This window comes from Metapseudomonas boanensis (genome assembly GCF_042232855.1).
Taxonomy (GTDB): Bacteria; Pseudomonadota; Gammaproteobacteria; order Pseudomonadales; family Pseudomonadaceae; genus Metapseudomonas; species Metapseudomonas boanensis.
The window spans coordinates 2480746-2492902 of record NZ_CP113889.1 but is presented as its reverse complement, the minus strand read 5'-3'; the positions used below and the strand labels follow the sequence as shown (position 1 = coordinate 2492902).

The 12157-nt window shown below is 66.0% G+C and carries 8 protein-coding genes; 6 read left to right on the top strand and 2 right to left on the bottom strand.

All coding sequences use genetic code 11. The features are described 5' to 3' along the window. Positions 1–23 precede the first annotated feature (23 nt). The 3 genes from OXH74_RS11495 to OXH74_RS11485 all read left to right on the top strand — a co-directional run bounded on the left by OXH74_RS11495 (position 24) and on the right by OXH74_RS11485 (position 3662). On the top strand, positions 24–941 hold the full coding sequence (locus tag OXH74_RS11495) for a dihydrodipicolinate synthase family protein (protein WP_375741286.1): 918 nt from the start codon (positions 24–26) through the stop codon (positions 939–941). A 219-nt stretch (positions 942–1160) separates the two neighbouring features. Further along, positions 1161–2744 carry an aldehyde dehydrogenase (NADP(+)) gene (locus tag OXH74_RS11490; RefSeq protein ID WP_375741285.1) on the top strand — a complete coding sequence of 528 codons (1584 nt, stop codon included), beginning with the start codon at positions 1161–1163 and terminating at the stop codon, positions 2742–2744. Positions 2745–3005: 261 nt separating this feature from the next. Continuing rightward, positions 3006–3662 (top strand): DUF3313 domain-containing protein, encoded by a 657-nt coding sequence (locus OXH74_RS11485; protein ID WP_375741284.1) that lies wholly within the window; start codon positions 3006–3008, stop codon positions 3660–3662. Positions 3663–3725: 63 nt separating this feature from the next. Here the strand turns inward: OXH74_RS11485 and OXH74_RS11480 are convergent, their stop codons facing one another. Next, positions 3726–4733: an Ldh family oxidoreductase gene (locus OXH74_RS11480; RefSeq protein ID WP_375741283.1), complete on the bottom strand. Its 1008-nt coding sequence runs from the start codon at positions 4731–4733 to the stop codon at positions 3726–3728. 99 nt (positions 4734–4832) lie between these two features. Next, a complete protein-coding gene (locus OXH74_RS11475) occupies positions 4833–5705 on the bottom strand; it encodes a phosphatase PAP2 family protein (protein ID WP_375741282.1) in 873 nt (290 codons plus the stop codon). Between the two features lie 211 nt (positions 5706–5916). Here OXH74_RS11475 and OXH74_RS11470 point away from each other — a divergent pair, with 211 nt between their 5' ends. The 3 genes from OXH74_RS11470 to dxs all read left to right on the top strand — a co-directional run bounded on the left by OXH74_RS11470 (position 5917) and on the right by dxs (position 12152). Further along, positions 5917–9186, top strand: a complete 3270-nt coding sequence (locus OXH74_RS11470; protein WP_375741281.1) for a carboxyl transferase domain-containing protein — start codon at positions 5917–5919, stop codon at positions 9184–9186. A gap of 14 nt (positions 9187–9200) precedes the next feature. Further along, positions 9201–10154 (top strand): alpha/beta fold hydrolase, encoded by a 954-nt coding sequence (locus tag OXH74_RS11465; RefSeq protein ID WP_375741280.1) that lies wholly within the window; start codon positions 9201–9203, stop codon positions 10152–10154. A 102-nt stretch (positions 10155–10256) separates the two neighbouring features. Continuing rightward, complete coding sequence (dxs, locus tag OXH74_RS11460; protein ID WP_375741279.1) at positions 10257–12152, top strand: 1-deoxy-D-xylulose-5-phosphate synthase; 1896 nt, start codon at positions 10257–10259, stop codon at positions 12150–12152. Positions 12153–12157 lie beyond the last annotated feature (5 nt).

The window sequence follows — 12157 nt, the reverse complement described above, 5'->3', positions numbered from 1 at the left end:
AAGCCCCACGATGGAGTTACCCCATGAGCAAGAGCGTCAACTGGAGCGGTGTGTTCCCCGCAGTCACGACCCAATTCAACAGCGATTTCTCCGTGAACCTGGAGGAAACCCACAAGGTCATTTCCAACCTGGTGCGCGACGGTGTGTCCGGCCTGGTGGTGTGCGGCAGCGTCGGCGAGAACACCTCGCTGACCATCGAAGAAAAGATGGCCGTCACCGAAGTCGCCAAGGACGCGTCCGGCGGCCGCGTGCCGGTGATCTGCGGCATCGCCGAATTCACCAGTGCCGGCGCCTGCAAGGTCGCCCAGGCAGTGGAGCGGGTCGGTGTCGACGGCATCATGGTGATGCCGGCGCTGGTCTACTCCTCCAAGCCCCACGAAACCGCCGAACACTTCCGCACCGTGGCCAAGAGCACCGACCTGCCGGTGATGGTCTACAACAACCCCCCCATTTATAAGAACGACGTCACTCCGCAGATCCTGATCTCCCTGGCCGACTGCGAGAACGTGGTCTGCTTCAAGGACTCCTCCGGCGACACCCGCCGCTTCATCGACGTGCGCAACGAGGTGGGTAATCGCTTCATCCTCTTCGCCGGCCTCGACGATGTGGTGCTGGAGAGCATCGCCGTCGGCGCCCAAGGCTGGATCTCCGGCATGTCCAACGTGTTCCCCAAGGAAGGTGAAACCATCTTCCGCCTGGCCAAGGCCGGCCGCTTCGCCGAAGCCATGCCGATCTACGAATGGCTGATGCCGATCCTGCACCTCGACGCCCGCCCCGACCTGGTCCAGTGCATCAAGCTCTGCGAAGAGATCGCCGGTCGCGGCAGTGCCCTCACCCGCCCACCGCGCCTGGCGCTGCAAGGCGAGGACCGCCGCCACGTCGAGGCGATCATGGCCAAGGCCATGGCCAACCGTCCGCAACTGCCGGACGTCGGCCTGTAAGCCACTCGCGGTGATTACGCGGCAGACTCCCTGGTGGGTGCGAATTCATTCGCAAAGGGCTGCGCAGCAGCCCCTCAGGAGCCTCCAGGGCAGACCCTCGGCCTGCTTCGCGAATGAATTCGCCCCCACACAAAAGCCACTCTGACTTGCGGCCCGGATTGAATCCGGGCTTGCACTAAAACATAGGATCTACGGGCCATCTCCGAGATACGAATGACCATGACATCGCAATCCGGCTTCAACTTCATCGGCGGCACCCGCAGCGGCGAGGGCGAGGTGCGGCTGCACAGCCTCGACGCGACGACGGGTGAGGCGCTGCCCGGCGCCTTCCACCAGGCCACCGCCGCCGAGGTGGACGCCGCCGCGCGCGCCGCCGAAGCGGCCTATCCGGCTTACCGGCAGCTGTCGGCGCTGCGCCGTGCCGAGTTCCTCGACGCCATTGCCGTCGAGCTGGATGCCCTGGGCGAAGACTTCATCGCCACTGTCTGCCGCGAAACCGCGCTGCCGGCGGCGCGCATCCACGGCGAGCGCGGCCGCACCAGCGGCCAGCTGCGGCTGTTCGCCCAGGTGCTGCGCCGCGGCGACTGCCATGGCGCGCGCATCGACCGCGCACTGCCGCAGCGCCAACCGCTGCCACGCCCGGATCTGCGTCAGTGCCAACTCGGCCTTGGCCCGGTGGCAGTGTTCGGTGCCAGCAACTTCCCGCTGGCCTTCTCCACCGCCGGCGGCGACACCGCAGCCGCCTTGGCCGCCGGCTGCCCGGTGGTGTTCAAGGCCCACAGCGGCCACATGGCCACCTCGCAATGGGTGGCCGACGCCATCCTCCGCGCGGCGGACCAGACCGGCATGCCGGCCGGCGTGTTCAACATGCTCTACGGCACTGGTGTCGGTGAGTGGCTGGTCAAGCATCCGGCGATCCAGGCAGTGGGCTTCACCGGCTCGCTGAAAGGCGGTCGCGCCCTTTGCGACATGGCCGCCGCGCGGCCGCAGCCGATCCCGGTATTCGCCGAGATGAGCAGCATCAACCCGGTGATCCTGCTGCCCGAGGCACTTGCCACGCGGGGCGAACAGATAGCGAGGGAACTGGCCGCCTCGGTAGTGCTCGGCTGCGGGCAGTTCTGCACCAACCCTGGCCTGGTCATTGGTCTCCGTTCGCCGGCCTTCAGCGCCTTTATCCAGCGGTTCGCCGCGCGCATGGCCGACCAGTCGGAGCAGACCATGCTCAACGCCGGCACCCTGAAGAGCTACGTCGCCGGTCTCACCCGCCTACACGCCCACCCCGGCATCCGCCACCTGGCCGGCCGGCCGCAGCAGGGTAACCAGGCGCTGCCGCAGCTGTTCCAGGCAGATGTCGGCCTGCTGCTGGCGGGCGATGAACTGCTGCAGGAAGAAGTTTTCGGCCCGGTCACGGTGCTGGTGGAAGTGGCCGATCTGGTGCAACTGCAGCAAGCCCTCGGCGGCCTGCACGGCCAGCTGACCGCCACCGTGATCGCCGATTCAGGTGACCTGGAGATGGCCGCCACGCTGCTGCCGCTGCTGGAGCAGAAGGCCGGGCGCCTGCTGCTCAACGGCTATCCGACCGGGGTGGAAGTCTGCGACGCGATGGTCCACGGCGGCCCCTACCCGGCGACCTCGGATGCGCGCGGCACCTCGGTCGGCACCCTGGCCATCGCCCGCTTCCTGCGCCCGGTGTGCTACCAGAACTATCCGGACGTCTTGTTGCCTGACTCTCTCAAGAACGCCAATCCGCTGGGCATCCAACGCCTGGTGGACGGTGTGACCACGCGGGACGCCCTGGGCTAGGTGTGCCGGCAAGCCCCAGGGAATCCCGATTCGCCCCGGCAATGCCGGGGCTTTTTTTGCTTTCGTCATGCTTTCCCGAGGAACGACACCATCGCGTCGTTTCGACACCCGGAATCAGGTGCACGCGACATCGACCGGCAAAAGACAATGCCGGTCATCAATTCAAGGCAAACTTTGGGCGATTAAAAATAGCTTCTGCCACCAGGCCAGGAGTGGGTAAGTGATCTATCGTTTCACCACCTTTCCCCGGAGAACTACCGCATGCGCGCAAACAAGTGGCTAATGGGAGGAAGCCTGGCTGCAGCCTTGATCCTGAATGGCTGCACCTCGCGTACGACCAGCCAGGAGCAGTACTCGGGCTTTCTCTCCAGTTACGACAATCTGCAGGAAGTCGAAACAAGCACAGGCAAAACCGTTTTGCGCTGGACGGCCCCGGACTTCAACCTGCGCAATTATTCCGGATTGGTCTACCAGCCGATCAACTTCTATCCACCCCCCAAGCCGACCGAGCAGATCAGCAATGAAACACTGACATCGCTCCTGCAATACACCAATGACCAGGTGAGCCAGGCCCTGGCGAGCCGACTGCCGCTGACCACCAATCCGAGCCCAGGTACTTTGATTTTCAAAGGCGCCATTACTGGTGTGGACACCGCGACCCAAGGGCTCAAGCCGTACGAGGTGATTCCGATCGCGCTGGTTACCGCTGGTGCCATGGCTGCGACTGGGCACCGCGATCAGAACACCGAGCTGTACATGGAAGGCGAGCTCGTCGATGCCGCGACCGGCAAGTCGGTCGCTCGCGTGGTGCGCAAGGGCTTTGGCAAGACACTCGACAACGACGAGCAGAATGTCACCCTGGATGACCTCAAGGCCATCGTGAACGACATGGCAAAGGACATTCGCATGTATCCGTGAGTCGGGCCTGCAGCAGGGCAGCAACGGAAACGCTGCCCTGCGCGCCCACACGATGTGTTCGCTTCAGCCCTGCACCAGCGCCTGAATTTCCCTGTACAGCGCCTCGGGAATCCTCACCCCCTCCACTGCACTGCGCGCCCGCGCCTCATAGCGCCGCTGCGATGGCAGCCGCGCGCCCTGCCCGAGCATGCCTTCGAACACCGCCTCTGCCCGCTGCAAATGCTGATCGGCTTCGGCACCGAGGATGCGCCGCGGGTCGATGGCGATGATCAACTCGCCGCCATAGGGAGACGACCGGGTGCCCTCGTCGAAGGCCAATGATTCGGCACTGGTCAGGTCACCGATCATGGGCCCGGCGATCAACTCGACCATGGCAGCCAGGGCCGAGCCCTTGTGCCCGCCGAAGGTGAGCATGGCGCCGTTGAGCGCGGTGAGCGGGTCGGTGGTGGGCTGACCGTCCTGGTCGATGCCCCAACCCAGCGGAATCGGTTTGCCGGCGCGGCGATGCAGGTCGATCTCCCCACGGGCAGCGGCACTGGTGGCAAAGTCGAAGAGGAATGGCGGCTTGTCAGGCCGCGGCCAGCCGAAGGCGATGGGGTTGGTGCCGAACAACGGCCTGATGCCGCCCGCCGGCGCCACCCAGGCATGGCTGGGTGTGAAGGCCAGGGCCACCAGGCCCTGCTCGGTGAGCGGCTCCACCTCTGGCCAGAGTGCCGAGAAGTGCACGCAACGGTTGATTGCCAGGATCGCGATGCCGGTGCGCCGTGCCTTCTCCACCAGCAGCGGCAGACCGGCCAGGTAAGCGCATTGGGCAAAGGCCCCGTGGGCGTCGACGCGCACCACCGAGGGGGCGCAGTCGAAAACCTCCGGCTCGGTGGTGGGCGATACCTTGCCGGCCTTCAGCGTGGCGATACAGCCAGGCAGCCGATATACCCCGTGAGAGGTGCAGCCGTCCCGCTCACCCGCCAGGATGGTGCCGGCCACCGCAAGCACATGGGGCTCGCTGAAGCCATGCCGGCGCAGGACGGCTTCCACCAGTTCGCGTACCTGGCCGAGGGTCATCTGGATCATTGGCGTCTCTCCTCTGTAGCCATCAGCCACAGTGGCGGTTCACGACAGGTTCCGCTTGACTCCATTCTCCCCGGGCGATGCCGATTTCAGCACAGCACCTCAGGCCACCTGTAACTGAGCCCGTAGCAAGCCCAGCCGCACCAGCAGCCAGGGCATCAGTGCAGCGACGAACAGCCCCATCAACAGGCCACGCAGCCCCTGCCAGGCCTGGCCTTCGAAGGAAAGCGCCACGCCGATCTGCTTGAGCGCCCATTGCAGGCCGAGGAACGCCAGCGCACCGAGAACGGCCGCCAGCATACGACGCCAGGCCGCTACCTCCACTGAAAAGTGGACATGGCGGTAGCCGTAGAGCACACCGACCATCAGCCCCGCCAGCAGCGGCACGTAGGACGGTGGCAGGCCATACCAGGTGACATAGGCGAGCGCTGCCACCGCGACGATCAGCGCCAGATGCACCCAGGCTGGGGCATCGCGCCAGCCCTTCCAGGTATGCAGCGCGCCGAAAGCCCCGAGGGTTGCAATGCCGAGCGCCACACCACCGAGAACGTCCTCGACGTCATGGGCACCCAGGTACAGGCGGCTGAAGATGATCCCAGCCACCACCACGGCGCTGAGCAACCAGAACCAGCCACGACGTACCTCGTAGGCCAGCCAGCACCAGAGCACCACGGCGATCTGCGCATGGCCGCTGGGCAGGCCGAAACTCTCGCCCACGTCATGGTCCATGCGCAGGGCGACGTCCGGTCGCGGGTCCTGCCAGAAGTCCTTGAGCCAGGCATTGGCCAGCGCGGTGATCGCCACCAGCACCAGCAGGCGCAGGAACACTGTGCGGTTCCAGGCCCAGTAACCCAACGGCAGGAAGAAGAGGATGAACTTCTCGTACCCCAGCAGGGTGAAGAAGCGCATGGTTGGAGTCAGCCAATCGCTGCGCAGCGGCAGCACCCAGTCCAGGTTGTGCAACAGCTCGTTCATGGACGGTCCTTGAGCGTCTAGGGCGAAGGCCGCCACTGATACTGCACGCAGGGGCAACCCAGCAAGGGCGGATTCGGACAATTCGAATCACCGGATGGCAAGGTCCATCAGCCGCCATGTGGTCCGGGTATTCGTCGAACTACGGTTGGCTGCCGCCAGCACCGACCGCTGCCTAAGATGGACCTCATCCCAACACACCGGAATGCCCGCCGTGAGCCTTGTCATCCGTACGCTGTTGATTGCCAACCGAGGCGAAATCGCCATCCGCATCGCCCGCGCCGCCGCCGAATTGGGTATCCGCAGCGTGGCGGTGTTCGCCGAAGACGACGCGGCCTCACTGCATGTGCGCAAGGCCGACCTTGCTGTGCCGCTCGCCGGCAGCGGTGCTTCGGCCTATCTGGACAAGATGCAGCTGGTGGAGATCGCCCGCGCCCATGGCTGCGATGCGGTGCACCCCGGCTATGGTTTCCTCAGCGAGAATGCAGAGTTCGCGCGGCACTGCGAGCAGGCCGGCATCCTATTCGTCGGCCCCTCGCCGGAGGTGCTGGAACTGTTCGGCGACAAGGCCCGCGCACGCGAACTGGCCGCTCGATACGACGTGCCCTTGGCCGCCGGCAGCAACCGCGCCACCAGTCTGGAAGAGGCTCGCGCCCACTTGGAAAACGGCCCGATCATGCTCAAGGCCCTGGCCGGCGGCGGCGGGCGTGGCATGCGCGCAGTACGCGAGGCCGGCGAACTGGAGCAGGCCTATCAGCGTTGCCAGTCCGAGGCCCGCACTGCCTTCGGCAACAGCGACCTCTACATCGAGCGCCTGATCGAAAACGCCCGGCACATCGAGGTGCAGGTCATCGGCGATGGCCAGCAGGTCAGCCATCTCTGGGAGCGTGATTGCAGCCTGCAGCGACGCCACCAGAAAGTCATCGAGATCGCCCCCGCGCCGCTGCTCGATGCGCGCCTGCGCCAGCGCATCCTCGACGCCGCCCTGAACCTGGCCCGCGCCTCCGGGTATCGCGGGATCGGCACCTTCGAGTTCCTCGTCGATACAGCACGTGACGATTTCGTGTTCATGGAGGCCAACCCACGCGTCCAGGTGGAACACACCATCACCGAGGCCATCACCGGCGTCGATCTGGTGCAGACACAGCTGCGCCTCGCCGCGGGCGCTAGCCTCGCCGAGCTCGGCCTGCTGGCCCCCGCGGCCCCGCGCGGCTTCGCCGTGCAATTGCGGATCAATCTGGAAAGCATGCAGGCCGATGGCAGCGCCCGCCTGGCGGGCGGGGTGCTCAGCGCCTATGAGCCGCCGAGCGGCCCAGGCATCCGCGTCGATAGCTACGGCTACGCCGGCTATGCCACCAGCCCCTGCTACGACTCGCTGCTGGCCAAGCTGATCGTCCAGGGTGACGACTTATCCACAACCCTGCGCCGCGCCTACCGCGCACTCTGCGAATTCCGTCTGGAAGGCGTCGCCAGCAACATCCACTTCCTGCAGAACCTGCTTCGCCGGCCCGAGCTGGCGAGCGAGCGCCTCGACACGCACTTCATCGAACGCCACATCAGCGAACTGCTGGCCGCGCAGCCGGCCGCCCATCCGCACCTGTTCTTCAGCGGTGGAACCGCCGTGGATACCCGCCGGGAGCAGGTCGACGCTCCGCCCGGCTGCGTGCTGCTGATCGCACCGAGCCAGGGCGTGCTGGTCAGCCTCGACGTACAGGTCGGCGACAGCGTTGCCGTCGGTCAGGACGTGGCCGTGCTGGAGGCGATGAAGATGGAATTCGTGGTCAAAGCCGGCCAGAGCGGCATCGTCCGCGCGCTGGCCGCCGCACCGGGTGCCAGCCTGTTCGAGGGAGCACCGCTGCTGTTCCTCGAACCCGCCTTGGTGGACGGCCCCAGCGTCGCGACCGAAGAAAGCCGCGACCTCGACCACATCCGTGCTGATCTGGCCGAAGTGCTGGAGCGCCATGCCATCACCCACGACGAACGCCGCCCGGACGCTGTAGCCAGGCGCCGCAAGACCGGCCAGCGCACCACTCGCGAAAATCTTGACGACCTGCTCGATGCAGACAGCTTCATCGAATACGGTGCCTTGGCCCTGGCCGCCCAGCGCCGCCGCCGCTCGCTGGAGGATCTGATCCAGCAAAGCCCGGCCGATGGCCTGGTGGCCGGGCTGGGTACGGTCAATGCCGACCAGTTCGGTCCCGAGGCGGCGCGCTGCATGGCGATTGCCTACGACTACACAGTCTTCGCCGGCACCCAGGGAGTGATGAACCACAAAAAAACCGACCGCATGCTCAGCCTCGCCGAGCAGTGGCGCCTGCCGCTAGTGCTATTCGCCGAAGGGGGCGGTGGCCGACCGGGCGATACCGATTTCGTCGGCGTGGCCGGACTGGACTGCCACACCTTCGTCGGCATGGCCCGGCTATCCGGCCTGGTGCCGCTGCTCGGCGTGGTGTCCGGCCGCTGCTTCGCCGGCAACGCCGCACTGCTGGGTTGCTGCGACGTGATCATTGCCACCCGCAACGCCAGCATCGGCATGGCTGGCCCGGCCATGATCGAAGGTGGCGGCCTCGGCAACTTCAAGGCCGAAGAGGTCGGCCCGACCTCGATCCAGGGCCCCAACGGGGTGATCGACGTGCTGGTGGAGGATGAGGCCGAAGCGGTGCGCGTCGCCCGGCAGTACCTCTCGTACTTCCAGGGGCCACTCAAGGACTGGGCCTGCGCCGACCAGCGCGAGCTGCGCCATGCCATTCCGGCAAACCGTCTGCGCGTCTACGACATCCGCTCCCTGGTCGACACCCTCGCCGACCGGGATTCGGTGCTGGAGCTTCGCCGCGCCTTCGCACCGGGGCTGATCACCGCGTTCATCCGCATCGAAGGCAAGCCCTTCGGCGTGTTGGCCAACAACCCCACCCACCTCGGCGGCGCCATCGACGCCCAGGCCGGTGACAAGGCTGCGCGCTTCATGCAGCTGTGCGATGCCTTCGACATCCCCATGGTTTCGCTGTGCGACACCCCGGGCTTCATGGTCGGCCCGGAATCCGAGAAGCAGGCCACGGTGCGCCATGTGTCGCGCATGTTCGTCGCCGCCGCCAGCCTCAGCACGCCATTCTTTACCGTGGTGCTGCGCAAGGGCTATGGCCTCGGTGCCCAGGCCATGGCGGCAGGAAGCTTTCATTCGCCGCTGTTCACCATTGCCTGGCCCAGTGGCGAGTTCGGCGCCATGGGCCTGGAAGGCGCGGTGCGCCTGGGCTTTGCCAAGGAACTGGCGGCCGTTGAAGACCCCGCCGAGCGGCAGAGGCTGTTCGACAAGATGGTCGCCAAGGCCTACCAGAACGGCAAGGCGATCAACATGGCCAGCTTCCTGGAGATAGACGCCGTGATCGATCCGGCAGAAACCCGCGCCTGGTTGCTGCGCGGGCTCAATGCTGCCGCCCGGTCCACGCCGCGCGACGGCAGGAAGCGTCCCTTCGTCGATACCTGGTAACCCGGAGCCCTTCAATGCCCCCACTCGAACACCGGCTGCTGGCCGTCAACGGCGTTACCCTCAGCCTCTATATGGCCGGCCCGATCGAAGGGCAGCCAGTCTGGCTGCTGCATGGCTTCCCCGAATGCTGGTACTCCTGGCACCAGCAAATCGAACCGCTGGCGGCGGCCGGCTACCGCGTCCTGGTGCCAGAAATGCGTGGCTATGGCCAGAGCAGCGCCCCGGAAGCGATCGAGGACTACGCCCTGCTGACCCTCTGCGCGGACATCCAGGCCGCCATGGACAGCCTCGGCCAGCCCCAGGCCTGTGTGGTCGGTCACGACTGGGGGGCGCCGGTCGCCTGGCACCTGGCACTGCTGGAGCCGCAACGCATCAAGGCCATGGGCGCCATGTCGGTCCCCTTCGGCGGCCGACCCAAACGACCCGCCATCGAAATCATGCGTGAGGCGAATGCCGGCCGCTTCAACTACATACTCTATTTCCAGGAACCTGGCGTGGCAGAAACCGAGCTCGACGCCGACCTCGACCGCAGCCTGCGCCTGCTGCTCAGCGACCTGGGCGACGCCATGCTGCGCGACAAACCCGCCGACGCCCGCCTGCTGGACGGCCTGAGCGAATCGCCAGCGCTGCCGGGCTGGTGCGATGCCGAGGAGTTCGCCATCTATCACCGCGCTCTGGCCGAACACGGTTTTCGTGGACCACTCAACTGGTACCGCAACTTCACCCGCAACTGGCAGCAGACGGAACACCTCGCCGGTCGGCAGATCGAGCAGCCCGCGCTGTTTCTGGTTGGCGACCTGGACCCGGTGGCCCGGCTGGAGGCCTACACGCTCAAGCGCATGGCTGACCTAGTGCCACGCCTCGAGCAGCATCGGCTGCCCGGTTGCGGCCACTGGATCCAGAACGAATGCCCCGAGCAGGTCAATGAGCGCCTGCTGGACTTCCTCGCGCGACAGTATCCGGCGTAGGCGATTACCCCTTACGGCGCGAACTGGCTGACACGGTGTTTGGGCAGTTCCGGGTGCATCAGGTAAACTTCCGCATCTTTTTTTCCTATAACGATTCGCCTGATGCCCACGACGTTCCATGAGATTCCCCGCGAACGCCCCGTAACGCCCCTGCTTGACCGCGCGGCGACGCCGGATCAACTGCGCCGGCTTGGCGAGGCAGAGCTGGAAACCCTGGCCGACGAACTGCGCCAGTACCTGCTCTATACCGTCGGCCAGACCGGCGGGCATTTCGGTGCCGGGCTGGGCGTGGTCGAGCTGACCATCGCCCTGCATTACGTCTATGACACACCCGACGACCGGCTGGTCTGGGACGTGGGCCATCAGGCCTACCCGCACAAGATCCTCACCGGGCGCCGCGAGCAGATGGGTACCCTGCGCCAGAAGGACGGCATCGCCGCCTTCCCGCGCCGCGTGGAGAGCGAGTACGACACCTTCGGCGTCGGCCACTCCAGCACCTCCATCAGCGCTGCCCTGGGGATGGCCATCGCCGCGCGCATGCAAGGCTCCAGCCGCAAGTCGATTGCCGTCATCGGCGACGGTGCGCTGACCGCCGGCATGGCCTTCGAGGCGCTCAACCATGCTTCGGACGTTCAGGCCGACATGCTCGTGATCCTCAACGACAACGACATGTCGATCTCGCACAACGTCGGCGGCCTGTCCAACTACCTGGCCAAGATCCTCTCCAGCCGCACCTACGCGAGCATGCGTGAAGGCAGCAAGAAGGTGCTGTCGCGCCTGCCCGGCGCCTGGGAAATCGCCCGTCGCACCGAGGAATACGCCAAGGGCATGCTGGTCCCCGGGACCCTGTTCGAGGAACTGGGCTGGAACTACATCGGCCCCATCGACGGCCACGACCTGCCCACCTTGGTCTCCACCCTGCGCAACATGCGTGACCTCAAGGGTCCGCAGTTCCTCCACGTGGTGACCAAGAAGGGCAAGGGCTTTGCCCCGGCCGAAGCCGACCCGATCGGCTACCACGCGATCACCAAGCTGGAGCCGATCAACGCTCCGACTGCACCGAAGAAAGCCTCCGGCCCCCGATACTCCAACGTCTTTGGCCAATGGCTGTGCGACATGGCCGGGCAGGACCCGCGTCTGGTGGGCATCACTCCGGCGATGAAGGAAGGCTCTGACCTCGTCGCCTTCAGCCAGCGCTTCCCTGACCGCTACTTCGATGTCGCCATTGCCGAACAGCACGCCGTGACCCTGGCGGCCGGCATGGCCTGCGATGGCGCCAAGCCGGTGGTGGCGATCTACTCCACGTTCCTGCAGCGCGGTTACGACCAACTGATCCATGACGTGGCGGTGCAGAACCTCGACGTACTGTTCGCCATCGACCGCGCCGGCCTCGTCGGCGAGGACGGCCCAACCCACGCCGGCAGCTTTGACCTCTCCTACCTGCGCTGCATCCCCGGGATCCTGGTGATGACGCCCAGCGACGAGAACGAGCTGCGCCTGCTGCTGACCACCGGCTACCAGTTCGAAGGCCCCGCTGCCGTCCGCTACCCGCGTGGCAGTGGCCCGAACGCACCGATCGATCCGGTCCTGACGCCAGTGGAAATCGGCAAGGGCGTGGTCCGTCGCCGCGGCCAGAAAGTCGCCTTACTGGTGTTCGGCGTGCAACTGGCCGAGGCGCTGAAGGTGGCCGGAGCCCTTGACGCCACCGTGGTCGACATGCGTTTCGTCAAACCTCTGGACGAAGCCCTGGTGCGCGAGCTGGCTGGGAGCCACGAGCTGCTGGTGACGATTGAAGAGAACAGCGTGATGGGTGGCGCCGGTGCCGCCGTGAGCGAGTTCCTCGCCCGCGAAAATCTGGTCAAGCCGATCCTCCACCTGGGCCTGCCAGACTACTACGTCGAACACGCCAAGCCGGCGGAAATGCTCGCCGAATGTGGTCTGGATGCCGCGGGTATCGAAGCATCGATCCGCACGCGGATGGCCTTGCTGGACCAATGACCCCG